At 70.1% G+C, this 15,052-nt stretch carries 17 protein-coding genes; 16 read left to right on the forward strand and 1 reads right to left on the reverse strand.

Annotated elements, in window-relative coordinates; translation table 11 throughout:
* The 15 genes from GWK16_RS21700 to GWK16_RS21770 all read left to right on the forward strand — a co-directional run bounded on the left by GWK16_RS21700 (position 1) and on the right by GWK16_RS21770 (position 13,739).
* Positions 1-789, forward strand: a complete 789-nt coding sequence (locus GWK16_RS21700; protein ID WP_170056071.1) for an ABC transporter ATP-binding protein — start codon at positions 1-3, stop codon at positions 787-789.
* 61 nt (positions 790-850) lie between these two features.
* The gene (locus tag GWK16_RS21705; protein WP_170056072.1) at positions 851-1,630 is read left to right on the forward strand and encodes an SDR family oxidoreductase; all 780 of its coding nucleotides are present in this window, start codon (positions 851-853) and stop codon (positions 1,628-1,630) included.
* Between the two features lie 2 nt (positions 1,631-1,632).
* The gene (locus tag GWK16_RS21710) at positions 1,633-2,019 is read left to right on the forward strand and encodes a dihydroneopterin aldolase (RefSeq protein WP_248291546.1); all 387 of its coding nucleotides are present in this window, start codon (positions 1,633-1,635) and stop codon (positions 2,017-2,019) included.
* Between the two features lie 287 nt (positions 2,020-2,306).
* Entirely contained in the window at positions 2,307-4,175 is a 1,869-nt protein-coding gene (uvrC, locus tag GWK16_RS21715; protein ID WP_170056074.1) for an excinuclease ABC subunit UvrC, read from the forward strand.
* Between the two features lie 64 nt (positions 4,176-4,239).
* Positions 4,240-4,818, forward strand: a complete 579-nt coding sequence (locus tag GWK16_RS21720) for a YqaA family protein (protein ID WP_338144536.1) — start codon at positions 4,240-4,242, stop codon at positions 4,816-4,818.
* A 49-nt stretch (positions 4,819-4,867) separates the two neighbouring features.
* Complete coding sequence (gene pgsA, locus GWK16_RS21725; protein WP_170056075.1) at positions 4,868-5,482, forward strand: CDP-diacylglycerol--glycerol-3-phosphate 3-phosphatidyltransferase; 615 nt, start codon at positions 4,868-4,870, stop codon at positions 5,480-5,482.
* A gap of 53 nt (positions 5,483-5,535) precedes the next feature.
* Complete coding sequence (locus GWK16_RS21730) at positions 5,536-6,165, forward strand: hypothetical protein (protein WP_170056076.1); 630 nt, start codon at positions 5,536-5,538, stop codon at positions 6,163-6,165.
* A 6-nt stretch (positions 6,166-6,171) separates the two neighbouring features.
* Complete coding sequence (gene moaD / locus GWK16_RS21735; RefSeq protein ID WP_170056077.1) at positions 6,172-6,423, forward strand: molybdopterin converting factor subunit 1; 252 nt, start codon at positions 6,172-6,174, stop codon at positions 6,421-6,423.
* A 1-nt stretch (position 6,424) separates the two neighbouring features.
* Positions 6,425-6,868 (forward strand): molybdenum cofactor biosynthesis protein MoaE, encoded by a 444-nt coding sequence (locus tag GWK16_RS21740; RefSeq protein WP_170056078.1) that lies wholly within the window; start codon positions 6,425-6,427, stop codon positions 6,866-6,868.
* Positions 6,869-6,973: 105 nt separating this feature from the next.
* Entirely contained in the window at positions 6,974-8,248 is a 1,275-nt protein-coding gene (locus GWK16_RS21745; protein WP_338144537.1) for a hypothetical protein, read from the forward strand.
* Positions 8,245-9,639: a hypothetical protein gene (locus GWK16_RS21750; RefSeq protein WP_170056079.1), complete on the forward strand. Its 1,395-nt coding sequence runs from the start codon at positions 8,245-8,247 to the stop codon at positions 9,637-9,639. Before GWK16_RS21745 ends, GWK16_RS21750 begins: the two co-directional genes overlap by 4 nt.
* Positions 9,603-10,340: a sulfite exporter TauE/SafE family protein gene (locus tag GWK16_RS21755; protein ID WP_170056080.1), complete on the forward strand. Its 738-nt coding sequence runs from the start codon at positions 9,603-9,605 to the stop codon at positions 10,338-10,340. Before GWK16_RS21750 ends, GWK16_RS21755 begins: the two co-directional genes overlap by 37 nt.
* Positions 10,341-10,420: 80 nt before the next feature.
* On the forward strand, positions 10,421-11,656 hold the full coding sequence (locus tag GWK16_RS21760) for an MFS transporter (protein WP_170056081.1): 1,236 nt from the start codon (positions 10,421-10,423) through the stop codon (positions 11,654-11,656).
* Between the two features lie 70 nt (positions 11,657-11,726).
* A complete protein-coding gene (locus tag GWK16_RS21765; protein WP_170056082.1) occupies positions 11,727-12,815 on the forward strand; it encodes a TRAP transporter substrate-binding protein in 1,089 nt (362 codons plus the stop codon).
* 120 nt (positions 12,816-12,935) lie between these two features.
* Positions 12,936-13,739 carry an undecaprenyl-diphosphate phosphatase gene (locus GWK16_RS21770; RefSeq protein WP_170056083.1) on the forward strand — a complete coding sequence of 268 codons (804 nt, stop codon included), beginning with the start codon at positions 12,936-12,938 and terminating at the stop codon, positions 13,737-13,739.
* 11 nt (positions 13,740-13,750) lie between these two features.
* On the opposite strand, the gene GWK16_RS21775 is transcribed toward GWK16_RS21770, so the two are convergent.
* Entirely contained in the window at positions 13,751-14,020 is a 270-nt protein-coding gene (locus GWK16_RS21775; RefSeq protein ID WP_170056084.1) for a hypothetical protein, read from the reverse strand.
* Between the two features lie 307 nt (positions 14,021-14,327).
* On the opposite strand from GWK16_RS21775, the gene GWK16_RS21780 reads away from it, so the two are divergent.
* Entirely contained in the window at positions 14,328-14,990 is a 663-nt protein-coding gene (locus GWK16_RS21780) for a hypothetical protein (RefSeq protein ID WP_170056085.1), read from the forward strand.
* Positions 14,991-15,052: the final 62 nt, after the last annotated feature.

Below are 15,052 nucleotides of genomic sequence, written 5' to 3' on the forward strand. Positions count from 1 at the left end.
ATGAGCGGCAAGACCCTCCGCATCGCCGGCGTGACGCGCACCTTCGCCGGGCAAGGGCGCGCGAAGCCGACGCTCGCCTTGCAGCCGACCGACCTCACCGTCGCGCCGGGCGAGTTCGTGGCCATCCTCGGGCCTTCGGGCTGCGGCAAGTCCACGCTGCTGCGCATCGTCGCCGGGCTCGACACGCCGACCGCCGGCAGCGTCACGCTGGATGGCATGACCGTCGCCGGGCCAGGTCCCGACCGCGGGATGGTGTTCCAGTCCTACACCCTGTTTCCCTGGCTGACTGTCGCGCAGAACATCCGCTTCGGCCTGCAGGAACGCGGCCTGCCCGAGGCCGAGCAGCACGCCATTGCTGAGAAGTTTATCGCCCGCACAGGCCTCAAGGGCTTCGAGAATCATTGGCCGCGGCAACTCTCGGGCGGCATGCAGCAGCGCTGCGCGCTCGCCCGCGCCCTGGCGAACGATCCCGAGATCCTGCTGCTCGACGAGCCTTTCGGCGCGCTCGATCACCAGACACGCGAGCTGATGCAGGAATTGCTGCTCGAGATATGGGAAGCCGACCGCAAGACCGTGCTGTTCGTCACGCATGACATCGATGAGGCGATCTTCCTGGCCAACCGCGTCGTCGTCATGTCCGCGAGGCCTGGCCGCATCAAGGCCGAGGTGACGGTGCCCCTGCCGCACCCGCGCGACTGGACGATGAAGACGACGCCGGACTTCGCCGCCCTCAAGGCCTGGCTGATGGGCGAGATCCGCGAGGAGGTCCGCAAGGCGGCCGCGGCCTGACGGGCCCGGTTGCTCCGGCCGCCCGATGACGAAGGGGCCTCGGCGCGCTACATCCCCGCCGATGTCCTTTCCGATCCCCGACACCATTCCGCGCGCGGCGCTGGTGACCGGCGGGGCCAAGCGCCTCGGCCGGGCCATGGCGCTGGCGTTGGCCGATGCCGGCTTCGACCTGGCGATCCACTATGCCACCAGCGCCACCGAGGCCGAGGACGTCGCGGCCGCGATCCGCGCCCGCGGGCGCCGTGCCGTGACGGTGCAGGGCGCTTTGGAGCGCGAGGCCGATGTGGCGCGCCTGCTGCCTGAGGCCGAGGCGGCGCTGGGGTCGCTCGGCGTGCTGGTCAACAATGCCTCGACCTTCGAGCGCGACGAGTGGGACGACGCGACACGCGAATCCTGGGATCATCACATCGAGCCCAACCTGCGCGCCCCCTTCGTCCTGACCCAGGCCTTCGCGCAGGCATTGCCGCGGGGTCGGCACGGCGTCGTGGTCAACATGCTTGATCAGCGCGTGTGGTCGCTGACGCCGCATTTCGTGTCCTACACCGTCTCCAAGGCGGGGCTTTGGACGCTGACCCAGACCATGGCGCTCGCGCTGGCGCCCCGCATCCGGGTCAATGCGATCGGGCCGGGACCGGCGCTGCCGAGCCCGCGCCAGACGGCGGAACAATTCGCGCGCCAGGCGCATTCCGTGCCGTTGCGCCACGGCACCTCCCCCGACGAGGTGTCGCGCGCCTTGATCGCCATTCTCGCGCTCCCGTCGATGACGGGACAGATGATCGCCCTCGACGGCGGACAACACATGCAATGGGCTCCGAGCCTCGGCGTCGGACCGGAGGAATGAGCATGGGCCCCGATGCCGCGCGCGGCCTGCGGCACGTTTTTGTGCGTGGCCTGACCGTGCAGGCGCTTCTTGGCGTTCATGCGCACGAGCATGCTCAACCGCAACGCGTCGTGATCGGCGTCGATCTCGCGGTGCGCGATCCGCATGCGCCGTCGAGCGAGGGGCCGGATGAGTTGTCGCGAGTCGTCGACTACGGCGCCGTCGCGGCGACGGCGCGCCGAATCGCCGCGGCTGGGCATGTCCGCCTCGCCGAGACCCTCGCCGAACGCATCGCGGTTGCGCTGTTGAATGACGACCGCGTGCTCGTCGCGCGCGTATCGGTCGAGAAGCCCGACGTACTCGCTGATGTAACAAGTGTCGGCGTTGTCGTTGAAAGGACGCGATTTTGAAACAGGGGCGGGCCGGATTTTGTCCACTGATCGTCCTGGGCGGGACCTCCGGCCGGTCGGGTCAAGCAGAAAATGCCTCTTGACCTATTCCCCGACCTGTATCTTGGACAAATTGGCTTCCAAAACAATGACTTGGACGGGCGTGGCCACACGGTGCGCATTTGTCGCAATTCTTTGAATCCAGGCTTTCACCTGGGACGCCGACGGACGACCTGGACTTTGCCCACAGGGTTTTCCACAGGTTTGGTGGACAACCTGACCGCCCTGCACAGTAACAGAGCAGTCGCATGACCGCACCGGATGAACCGTCGGTCTCGGACGGCGTGGCGGTCATCGAGGCCGCGTTGCCGCGGTTGCCTCTGACGCCCGGCGTCTACCGGATGCTCGATGCGAAGGGCGATGCGCTTTACGTCGGCAAGGCCCGGTCGCTGCGCCGGCGCGTCACGGCCTACACGCAGGTGTCGCGGCTCTCGGAGCGCCTGCGGCGCATGGTGTTCGAGACGCGCAGCCTCGAGGTCGTGACGACCGCGAGCGAGGCCGAGGCGCTGCTGCTCGAAGCCAACCTCATCAAGCGGCTGCGGCCGCGCTTCAACATCGTCCTGCGCGACGACAAATCCTATCCGTGGCTCGTCATCACGGACGATCATCCCTATCCGCAGATCGCCAAGCATCGCGGGGAACGACGCAAGGGCGCGTCCTATTACGGGCCCTTCGCCTCGGCCTGGGCGGTGAACCAGACCATCACGGCCCTGCAGCGGGTGTTCCTGCTGCGGTCGTGCCGCGACACCGTGTTCGACAGCCGCACGCGGCCCTGTCTCCTGTTCCAGATCAAGAGATGCTCGGCACCCTGCGTCGAACGCATCTCGCACGAGGACTACGCGGCGCTGGTGCGGGAGGCGAAGGAATTCCTCTCCGGTGGCACGCCCTCGATCCAGAAGCGGCTGGCGGCGGAGATGGAGCACGCCGCGGAGAACCTGGAATTCGAGCGTGCGGCGGCGCTGCGCGACCGCATCCGCGGCCTGACGCATGTGCAGGGCAAGGACCGGGTGAACCTCGACGGCGTCGGGGATGCCGACGTCGTCGCGTTGCACCAGGCAGCGGGGCAGGCCTGCGTGCAGGTCTTCTTCTTCCGGGGCGGGCGCAACAACGGCAACCGCCCTTACTTCCTCAGCACCGCGAAGCAGGACCAGACCCCGGAGGAGGTGATGGGCGCCTTCCTCGCGCAGCTCTATGACGATCTGCCGCCGCCCCCGCTCGTCCTGCTGTCGCACGAACCGCCGGAGGCCGGACTGATCGCCGAGGCGCTGTCGCTCAAGGCGAACCGCAGGGTCGAACTGCATCGTCCGCAGCGCGGGGAGAAGAAGGATGCCGTCGAGCACGCCGCCACCAATGCGCGGGAGGCGCTGGAGCGCCGGCTGGCCGAAGGTACGGCGCAGGCGCAGCTTCTCGACGGGGTCGCGAACCTGTTCGGACTGGCCGGTCCGCCGGAACGCATCGAGATCTACGACAACAGCCACATCCAGGGGGCCAACCCCTACGGCGTCATGGTGGTGGCGGGACCCTCCGGCTTCATGAAGCAGGCCTACCGGAAGTTCTCGATCAAGACGGCGCCCGGCAACGACGACTTCGCCATGATGCGGGAGGTCTTCGAGCGCCGCTTCGGCCGCGCCCTGCGCGAGGACCCGGGGCGCGAATCCGAGTCCTGGCCCGACCTGGTGCTGATCGACGGTGGCGCGGGACAGCTCTCGGCCGCGCAAGCGGTGATGGCGGAACTCGGGGTCGAGGACGTGCCGCTGGTCGCAGTCGCGAAGGGCCCTGACCGCGACGCCGGCCGCGAATGGTTCCACATGGCCGGGCGCGATCCGATCCAGCTGCCGCCGCGGGACCCGGTGCTCTATTACCTGCAGCGCCTGAGGGACGAGGCGCACCGCTTTGCCATCTCGGCCCATCGCGCGGGGCGGTCGAAGGCGCTGACGAAGTCCGAACTCGATGACATCCCGGGCGTGGGCACGGCGCTGAAGCGCCGCCTGCTCAATCATTTCGGATCCGCGCGCGGCGTCCGCAACGCGGCGCTCGAGGACATCGAGAAGACGCCCGGCATCGGTCCGGCCGTGGCGCGGAAGGTCTACCAGCATTTCCATCCGACGGGCGGGTAGCCCACGGTAGCGGCGCGACCCGGCCCGCGGTAACACCGGTCCGCGCTTTCGGGAGCCGGCCACCGTGCTGCACGCCCTCTATGCCCGCGTCATGCTCCTTGCGCAGCACCCGCGCGCGCGGTTCTGGCTCGGCGCCGTGAGCTTCGCCGAAAGCAGCGTCTTCCCCATCCCGCCCGATGCGATGCTGGTGCCCATGGCGCTCGCCCGTCCGGACCAGGCTTGGCGGCTGGCGGCGATCTGCACGGTCACCTCCGTGCTCGGGGGCATCCTCGGCTATGCGATCGGCTACTTCCTGTTCGAGGCCATCGCCGAGCCGATCCTGACTGCCTACGGCCATGCCGATGCGCTGGCGCGGTTCGAAGGCTGGTTCCAGCGCTGGGGCGCCGCGGTGATCCTCATCAAGGGGCTGACCCCGATCCCCTACAAGATCGTCACCATCGCCGCCGGGGCAGCGAAGTTGGACTTCGCGGTCTTCCTGGCCACCAGCCTGGTCACCCGCGCCGCGCGCTTCTTCCTGCTGGCCGCGCTCATCCGGCATTATGGTCCGGCAGTGCGCGACTTCATCGAGAAGCGGCTGATGCTGGTGACCACGACCGTCGCCGTGCTGGTCGTCCTTGGTTTCCTCGCCCTGCGCTATGTCTGAGGGCACCCGCCTCGCCGCGCGGGGGCGGTTCTGCTAGAGAACGGAATACATGCCGACCGACCTGCCGAACCTGCTGACGATCTCCCGCATCGCGGCCATACCGGTGCTCGTCATCTTCGCGGCGCTCGGCAAGCCCTGGGGCGATCTGGCGGCCTGCCTGGTCTTTTCCGCAGCCGGCATCACGGACTACTTCGACGGCAAGATCGCGCGGGACCGGGGGGTCACGTCGTCCTTCGGGCGGATGCTGGATCCGATCGCGGACAAGCTGCTGGTGGGCGCGGCACTGATGCTGCTGGTCGGCCTCGACCGGCTGTCCCATCTGGCGCTCTATCCTGCAATTGTGATCATGCTGCGCGAGATCATGGTCTCGGGCCTGCGCGAGTACCTCGCGGAGCTCCGGGTCGGACTTCCGGTCACCAGACTCGCGAAATGGAAGACCGGTTTCCAGATGGGGGCACTCGGGACCCTGCTGGCCGGCGATAGTGGCGCATCCGTCATCGGCCTGGAATTCCTGCCGATTTCCCTGGCCGGCGAGGTGGGGCTCTGGGTTGCCGCGGCGCTGACCCTGGCGACGGGTTGGGACTACCTTCAGGCCGGATTGCGCCATGCAGGAGCGCAGGATGCAGCCGCCGCGCCGCAGGGCGAAACCGTGGCGCGCCCTTGAGCGTGCGGCGCAGCAGGGTCATGTTTCCCGTGAAAAGGGCGGAGCTGGAAGCGATGCGAGGCAATACGACAGGCGGCCTGGCCGTAGCGCTGCTGGTGGCGCCCTTGCTGGCCGCCTGTGGGCCGGATTGGCAGCCATCCTGGAACATGTCGAGCACGCCGGTGATCCCGGGCGATGGCCTGACAGTGCGCCGCGTGGCCGGCGAGGAGGCCCCGTTCGAGCCGGTGCGGAGTCAGGACATCGAACAACTGCGCCTCACGGTCGGAGCCTTGCTAACCTCGCGGCCAGGGTCGCCCGAGGCGGCGATGACGCGCGTTCCCGACTACAATCCCGTCCCGCGCCCGGACCTGGAGCGGCAGACCACGCCACCCGGCGGCGCCGACGCCACCCCGCGGACGCGGGGCAGTTCGACGCCGCCGCCGGTCGCCTCCGTTCCGCCGCCGAGTGCCCCGCCGCGGACCCGGGTGCCTGCCGCCCCGCCGCCACCCGAGCCCGAACGGGTCGAGGGTCGCGTCCTGAACATTCCGGGCCAGCCGCCCGCCGTCGTGACCGGCGGCACGGGTCGCGTCCAGTCGATCACCCAGCCTGGCAACCCGGCGGGCGGTGTCGCCATCCAGGATGGCGGCACCACCACGGTCATCCAGCCCGGCGGGCGCGTGACGACCATCCCGACGCCGCGCTGAACCGCCATGCGCGTCCTCTATTTCGCCTGGGTGCGGCAGAAGGTCGGCATCGCCGAGGAGATCGTCGCGCCGCCGGCCGAGGTGCGCGATGTCGCCACCCTGGTCGCATGGCTGGCGGCGCGATCGCCGGGCCACGCGGCCGCCTTCGCCAATCCGAAGCAACTGCGCGCCGCGGTGAACCAGGATTTCGCGACGCCGGACCATCCGGTCGCGGCGAATGACGAAGTGGCGTTCTTCCCACCCGTGACCGGGGGGTGACATGGCGAAGGTCCTTGTGCAGGCGGCGCCCTTCGATGCGGGCGCCGAGACCGCCGCGCTGACGGCGGGGCGCACCGATGTCGGCGGCGTCGCCTCCTTCCTCGGCGCCTGCCGCAGCGATGACGGCCTCGAGGCCATGGTGCTCGAGCATTATCCCGGCATGACCGAGCGTGCGATCGAGCGCATCGCGGAGGAGGCCGAGGGCCGCTGGCCGCTGACCGGCTGCACGGTGATCCATCGGGTGGGTCGGATCCTGCCGGGGGAGCCGATCGTGCTGGTGCTGACGGCGTCCTCGCATCGCGCGGCGGCGCTGGAATCCTGTGCCTTCCTGATCGACTGGCTGAAGACCAAGGCGCCCTTCTGGAAGCGCGAGGAGTTTGCCGGCGGTGCGGAGCGCTGGGTCGAAGCGCGGGCCGAGGATGACGCCGCCGCCGCCCGCTGGTGAGGGCCGGGGAGGGTGATCCTCCCCCGCACCACGACCGCCCCAGTTGCCAAAGAAGGTTCGGGGGATCGGGGCGAAGTTCCCTTCCCCTCGATCTTCCTCGGAGCGGTGCTGCTCGTCTGGCCTGCCCTGCTGAACGGCTATCCGCTGGTCTTCAGCGATACCGGCGGCTTCCTGCACCAGACGATTGGCCCGCTGATGCTGTGGGACAAGCCCTGGGTCTACGGCCCGTTCCTGCACCTGTTCCATTGGGGCGTGACGCTGTGGCTGCCGCTGGCGGCGCAGGCGCTGATCGTCTCGCACATCCTGTGGGTGGCGCAGCGGGTGCTGTGCGGCGGCGCGACCGGGGCGGGCCATCTGGGCGTGTGCCTGGTCGCGGCGGCACTGACGACCGCGCCCTTCACGGTGGCGATGCTGATGCCGGACGTCTTCGCGCCGGTGGTGGTGCTCGCCCTAGTGCTGCTGGCCTTCACGGCTTCGTCGCTGTCGCGGGCGGAACGGGTGTGGTTCTCCGCGCTCGCAGCGCTCGGCATCGCGTCGCACTTGTCGCATGTGCCGGTGGCGCTCGCGATGGTGGGGATGGCGATCCTTGCCGGACGCTGGCGCGGCGCCGTCGCGGCGGCGGTGCCGCTGGTTGCGGCCGTGGTCGTGCTGCTGGCCACGAACGGGGTCGGGCACGGTCGGGCGGCGCTGTCGCCGCATGGGGCGGCCTTCCTGCTCGCGCGGCTGCAGGCGGATGGCCCGGCGTCGGAGGTGATCCGCGCGCGGTGCCCGGCGGCCGGGTGGTATCTCTGCGCCTTCGCCGATCGTCTGCCGATGGATGCGAACGATTTCCTCTGGGCGCCGGACAGTCCCGTGAACCGCGATGCGGAGGGGCGCGCACGCTTCCTCGGGGGCGCGCTGCTGTCGCCGGAGGCGGGGGAGATCGTCGCGGTCACGCTGCGTGAACATCCTGTCGCCGTGGCGGTGGCAATCCTGCGCAACACCGTCACGCAGGTCGCGACTGCGGGCATCGGCGACACGCTCGGCAACGATCACCTTGCCGCTGCGTTGCGGCCGCGCATCCTCGAGGGCTTCCCCGCACGAGAGGTCGCGGCCTTCGATGCGTCGCGCCAGGCGAGGGGAACATTGCCCGAAGCCGTCGCCTGGCTTGCGCCGCTGCACGCCGCCGCGCTGCTGGCTGCCCTGCCGCTGATCTGCCTCGCGCTCTGGCAACGGGGCGGGCGAACCAGGGTGTGGTTCGCGGCCGCAGTGGTCGTCGGCGTCGTCGCCAATGCGACCGCGACCGGCGGGCTGTCCGGTGTCTTCCCGCGCTACCAGGCGCGGGTCGCTTGGCTCCTGCCGGTGCTGGCGACCATGCTTCTGCTGCGGAGGCGAGGGTGATCGCCTGGCTTGCGATCATCGCCGGCGCTGCGGTTCTCGCCTGGCCGGCGCTGCTGAACGGCTATCCGCTCGTCTTCATCGACAGCGTCTCCTACCTCGGCCACACGCTGTTTCCCGAATGGCCCTGGGACAAGACGGCGGCCTACGGGCCCTTCCTGCACCTGTTCCACTGGGGCTGGTCGCTCTGGCCGGCGCTGGCCGGACAGGTGCTGATCCTGTCGCACCTGCTGTGGGTGACGCAAAGGGCGATGCGGGGAGATGTCACCGCGGTCGGGCACATCCTGCTCTGCGGCGCGCTGGCGGGGCTGACGTCGGCGGCGTGGTTCGCTGCGACGCTGATGCCGGACATCTTCGCCGCCGTCGGGCCGCTCTGCCTGCTGCTGATCGCCTTCGCGCGGGAAAGGCTGACGCGGCCCGAACTTGCCTGGCTGACGCTGCTCGGCGCCTTCGCCGTCGCGACGCATCTGTCGCACCTGCCGACGGCGTTGGTGCTTGTCGCCTTCGCGGCCTTCGTGACACGGCGGTTCGCGCCGCCGTTGCGGGCTGCGCTGCCGGTCGCGATCGCGGTTGTCGTGCTGGTGGCGGCGAATGCCTGGGCTTTCGGCAAGCCGTCCCTGTCGCCGCATGGGGCCGCCTTCCTGCTGGCCCGGCTGCAGGCCGACGGCCCGGCCACGCAGACCTTGCGGGAACAATGCCCCCGCGCCGGCTGGGCGCTGTGCGCGCAGCTTCAGCGCCTGCCGATGGACAGCGACCGCTTTCTCTGGGATTCGGACTCGCCGCTCAACCGCGCGGCGGACGGGCGGCCGATCGCCATGGGCGCGATGCGCATGGCGCCTGAGGCCTCGGCGATCGTGGGGGCGACCATTCTCGACCACCCGGTCGAGGTTGTCGTGGCGATGGCGCGCAACACGCTCGCGCAACTCGAACGGTTCGAGGTCGGCGACACGCTCGGCAGCACTCACTTGTCGGCCTCGGCCCGCCGGGCGGTCGAGGACCTGCCGCCTGACGAACTGGCGGCCTTCGATGCGGCGGCGCAGATGCAGGGGCGGCTGCCGGACCTGGCGGCCCCCTTCGTCGCGGCCCATCTGCCGATGCTCGTGTTGAGCCTGCCGCTGCTGCTGGTCGCGCTGGGGCTCGCAGCCTGGCGGGGGGACCGGGTGCGGCTGCGGGTGCTGGCGGGCATGGTGGTGGCCGTCGGGGTCAACGCCTTCGTCACGGGTGCCCTGTCCGGACCGGCGGCGAGGTACCAGGCGCGGATCGTCTGGCTGCTGCCGCTCGGCGCGATCCTCGGGTTGGCGCCACGTTTCGGTTCGGGCCTGACCGACGAGGAACGCATCCGCGCCAGGATGACCACATGGCCGACCTCATCCCCATCTTCCTCGTCTTCCTGATCGCCGGCGCCGTGAAGGGCGTGGCGGGCTTCGGCCTGCCGACGGTGAGCATCGCGCTGCTCGCGTTGTTCCGGCCGCTGCCGGAGGCGATCGCGCTGATGCTGGTGCCCTCGCTCGCGACGAATGTCTGGCAGGCCATGGCGGGCGGGACGCTCGCGACCGTCGCACCGAGGATCGGCGCCTTCCTGCTGACGGCGGCGGGCGCGGCGTACCTCGCGGCGGGGCACCTCGCGCGGACCGATGCGGTGCTGCTGTCGGGCATGCTCGGCGTCGTGCTGGTGGGGTCCTCGGCGCTCGCGCTGGCGGCGCCGCAGCTGCCGGCGCCCTCGCCGCGCACCGAACGCTGGCTCGCCCCGCCGATGGGCGCGGTCTCGGGCGCCATCGCGGGGTTCACGGGCAGCTTTCTCGTGCCCGCCGCGCCCTGGCTGCAGGCGATCCGGCTGCCGCGGGAGCAGTTCGTGCAGGGCTTCGGTCTCGGCGTGGTGCTGGTGAACGGTGCGATGGCCGCCGGGCTTTCGGGGGCGGGCCTGTTGCCGGCGCATCTGGGCCTGATGTCGCTGGCGGGGTTGCTACCGGCCTTCGCAGGCATGGAGGCAGGGCGTCGCCTGCGCCAGCGCCTGAACGAAGCGGCCTTCCGGCGCGTGGTGCAGGTCGCGCTGGGTTTGCTCGGCGCCTGGCTGGCGGTGCGGGCGCTGGCCTAGGCTCCGCGCATGGGCCTGCGCGCCTGCTGCATGGCCTTCGTCCTCGACGCGGTACGATTGTGCGGCGCACGCTGCGCCGCATGAACGCCCTGCGCCCCGCCCTGCCGATGCTCGTCGGGGTCTCGGTCATGCTGTCCCTGGCGATGGGGCTGCGTCAGAGCCTCGGCCTGTTCATGGCGCCGGCGACGCGCGACATCGGCATGGCGGTGGCGGAGTTCACCTTCGCGATCGCGGTGCAGAACCTCGCCTGGGGCTTCCTGCAGCCCTTCGCCGGGGCGGCGGCGGCGCGCTGGGGATTCCGCCCGGTGCTCGTCGTGGGCGTCCTGTCCTACCTGGTCGGGCTCGGCGTCATGGCGATGGCGCAGGGCGCCTTCGCGATCCTGGTCGGCGCGGGGGTGCTGATCGGCATCGCGCTCGCCTGCACGGGCAGCGGCATGGCGCTCGCCGTTGCCTCGCGTCCCGTGCCGGCGGCCCTGCGGTCGAGCGCGCTCGGCATCGTCTCCGCCGCCGGGTCGGTCGGCGCGCTGGTCGCGGCGCCGGTCGGGCAGGTGCTGGCCGACGGCTGGGGGTGGCGGGCAGGGGTCTGGGGCTTTCTGCTGCTCGGCCTCGCCATGATACCGGCGGCCTGGATCGCCGGGCGCGTGGACAAGGTGCCCGTGCCGCCGCTCGCACCGCAGGAGGCGCCGCGCATGGGCCTCGCGCTCAAGCGGGCCATGGCGCATCCGCCCTTCCTGGTCATGGCCGGCGCCTATTTCGTCTGCGGGCTTCAGCTGGTCTTCCTGACGACGCACCTGCCGTCCTACCTCGCGCTCTGCGGCCAGGACCCGATGCTGTCGGCCAAGGCGCTGGGGCTGATCGGCGGGTTCAACGTGCTCGGCTCGCTGGTCTTCGGCTGGGCGGGCGGGCGGTGGAACAAGGGCGCGCTGCTCGGTGGCATCTACCTGGTGCGCTCGCTCGTGCTGGGTCTGTATTTCGCCTGGGCGCCCAGCGAGGCCTCGACCCTCGTCTTCGCGTCGATCATGGGATTCCTGTGGCTCGGCGTGGCGCCGCTGGTGTCCGGCATGGTGATCGAGATGTTCGGGCTGCGCTTCCAGGCGCTGATCCAGGGCCTCGCCTTCATGTCCCACCAGGTCGGGTCGTTCCTCGGCGCCTTCGGCGGCGGGCTGCTGTTCGACCTGAACGGGGATTACGTGCTGGCCTGGAAGCTCGGAGTGGGCATGGGCCTCTTCGCGGGGGCGGTACAGATCATCTTCGCCCTGCGTGAGGCGAGCCCGCCGGCCCCGGAAACGGGACCGCCGCGACCGGCACCGGCCTGATCCTTTCCCCCCGCCGCGCAATCCCCTATGTGGCGGGCGTCAGTCCCATGCCTGAACGGGAGGAATCCGCATGAACCGCCGTGTCCTGATGGGGGCTGCGGCTGCCGCCGCCCCTGCAGCTCTTGCCGCGCCCGCGCTGGCCCAGACCCAGATGCCGGAGATCCGCTGGCGGCTCACCTCCTCCTTCCCGCGGAACCTCGACGTCCTGTTCGGCACGGCGGATGCGATCGCGCGGCGCGTCGGGCAGCTGACGGACGGCAAGTTCCGCATCAGTGCCTTCCCGGGCGGCGAGATCGCCCCGCCGCTCGCGGCCCTCGATGCCGTGCAGTCGGGCGCCGTCGAATGCGCGCACACGGCGCCCTACTACTACGTGGGCAAGGATCCCTCCTTCGCCTTCTTCACCGCCATGCCCTTCGGCCTGAACAACCGGCAGATGACCGCGTGGTGGCGCCATGGCGGCGGCCGCGAGCTCGGGAACGAGCTGTTCCGCGACTACAACTGCATCGGCTTCACCGCCGGCGACACCGGCGCGCAGATGGGCGGCTGGTTCCGCAACGAAGTGCCGAACCTCCAGGCCCTGCAGGGGCTGAAGTTCCGCATCGCCGGTTTCGCCGGGCAGGTCTTCCAGAAGCTCGGCGCCGCGCCGACGCAGGTGGCCGCGGCCGACATCTACCCCTCGCTCGAGCGCGGCACGCTCGACGCGGTCGAGTTCGTCGGCCCGCATGACGACGAGAAGCTCGGCTTCGTGCGCGTCGCCCGCTACTACTACGCTCCCGGTTTCTGGGAGCCCGGCGCGCGGCTACACCTGCTGGTGAACCAGCGTGCCTGGGATGCGCTGCCGGACCTCTACAAGCATGCCATCGAGGTCGCCTGCAACGAGCAGGACTCCGAGATGCTCGCGAAGTATGACGACCTCAACCCGAAGGCGCTGCGCCGCCTCGTCGCCGCGGGCGCGCAGCTGCGCTTCTGGCCGCGCGACATCATGCAGGCCGCCTGGCGCGCCTCGCATGAGGTCTATGAGGAGACGGGGGCGCGCAACGCACGCTTCAAGCGGATCTGGGAAGCCTATCGCGCCTATCGCGACGAGGAATACCAGTGGTTCCGCGTGGCCGAGAACTCCTTCGACAATTTCGCCTACCCCGCCGCCGCCGCGCGCTGAGCGGCCGGCAGATGACAGGGCCGTCATCCTTCGGGATGACGGCCTTTTTCATGTCCGGGCCCGATTCACGCCATCTTGGGCGCGCCATAAGGTGGCCTGTCCCTGAATTCGGATTCGCCCATGGATATCGGCTCGCTGTTCTCCGCCCTGTTGATGGGCATCGTCGAGGGACTCACCGAGTTCCTGCCGATCTCCTCGACCGGGCACCTGATCCTGCTCGGGGAACTGATCGGCTTCGAAGGCCCCCCGGGCAAGACCTTCGAGATCTCGATCCAGCTCGGTGCGATCCTCGCGGTGGTGCTGATCTACCGACGGCTGATCGTCGACCTCGTGGTGAACATGTGGCGGCCGGGGCTGCAGCGCTTCTACGTGATCAACCTGGTCCTCGCCTTCCTGCCGGCCGCGGTCCTGGGTGCGACGCTGCACAAGACGATCACGGGCCTGCTCTTCAATCCCTGGGTCGTCTGCGTGGCCCTGATCGTCGGCGGCGTGGCGATCATCGTGATCGAACGCAACCGTCCTTCGCCCAGCATCCATTCGGTGCCCGAGATCGGACCGCTTGCAGCGCTTCTGATCGGCTTCGGGCAGGCGCTCGCGATGATCCCCGGAACGTCGCGATCGGGAGCGACGATCATCACGGCGCTGCTGGTCGGCGTCGAGCGGAAGGCAGCGGCCGAATTCTCCTTCATGCTCGCCGTCCCGACCATGCTCGCGGCGACGGTCTATTCGCTGTGGAAGGCGCGATCGGATCTCGACTTCTCGGCCTTCGGGCAGATCGGCGTCGGGTTCGTCGCGGCCTTCGTGGTCGCCTTCCTGACGGTGCGCGCGCTGCTCGCGGTGATCGGGCGCATCGGCTTCACGCCCTTCGGCTGGTACCGGATCGGCCTCGGCGTCGTCATGATGCTGGTGCTGGCGCTCCGCTAGCGCCGGCCCCATCACGCCGCGCGGCGGGCCTCGATGCCGCCGCGCAGGTCCATCACGCCCACGACCTGGCTGAGGTTGCCCGCCACCAGGTGGACCATTCCCGCCGGCATGGCATCGAGGGCGATCTCCACCCGGACGCAGTCGCCCTCGCGTCGTGCGAGGACGAGGTCTGCGACGAGGTCACGCTTGGCCAGCGGCTGCAGGAGCCTGGCCAGCAGACCGGGTGAGGCCTCCGCGAGCAGATGGAAACGCGCGGGGACGAGGCTGTCGGAGTCGGTCATGGCGATGAGGTATCCGGAAGGGGAATAGGCGGGGCGGGACCATGCGCGCGGCCGGAGGCTCGCCCCGCCCGGGGGCGGCCTTAAGCGGCCGTGCCGGTAATTCGTCCCGTCTGGAACCCGATCCTGCTCATCGCGGAGAAAGTTAGCAGGCGCCGGCGTCCTTCGCCAGTGGCGCGAAAGCGCAGGCCGTTGCGCAAATGGTAAAGATTCAGTCTATGCAGGACAAAAATTGAGAGGTATCTAGCTTTTATATATGGCCGTCTGCCGGGAGCAGCGGTCCATCCGCTGGAGCCGAGGAGACCCGTCCATGCCGTCCGTAATCTCCCATCGCCGCGTCGCGGCCCTGCCGGCGCTGCTTGGTCTGATGCTGTTGAGCGGTTGCGGCACCTATCACATCCGGGCGGACAGCTCGGCGCTCGACGGCCAGCAGAAGCCCCCCGAGTGGAACGGCACGATCACCATCTCCTCCGACCCCGCCGGAGCCCGCTGCAGCGTCACCCGCGACGGTTCGCTGGTCACCGAGATCGCGTCCACGCCGGCCAACGTCCAGCTCCAGCGCGGCAACAGCCCGGCGGTCGTGAGCTGCTCGGCGCCTGGCCGCATGCCGACCACGGAGACGCTGCGCCCGCTGCGCGACTTCGGCCTGCATCACCACCAGCCGACCGGTCCGAACGGGATCGTCCAGGGCCGCATCGACATCGAGACCGGGCGCGTCCGCCGCTTCTACGACACGACCGTCGCGCTGCCGCCGGCGTCCTTCGCCTCCGCGGCCGATCGCGATGCGTGGTTCGCATCCCGCGCGCAGGCGATCCGGAGCTACTGGGCGCTGCATATCGCCCGGGCCGAGCGCAATTCGGACGCGACCATCGACACGGCGCAGACGCTGCGCGGCTACATGGACGCCGACCTCGCCGCCCTCGATCGGCAGAAGTCGGGCGCCGTCGTCGCCGCGGTCCGCCGCGGTCGCTGAGCCCCCCGGCCGTCCGGGGTCGCCGGGGCCCCGGACGTGCTGGCGACGGGCGCAGGCAGCGC

The organism is Neoroseomonas marina (assembly GCF_012927745.1).
Taxonomy (GTDB): Bacteria; Pseudomonadota; Alphaproteobacteria; order Acetobacterales; family Acetobacteraceae; genus Neoroseomonas; species Neoroseomonas marina.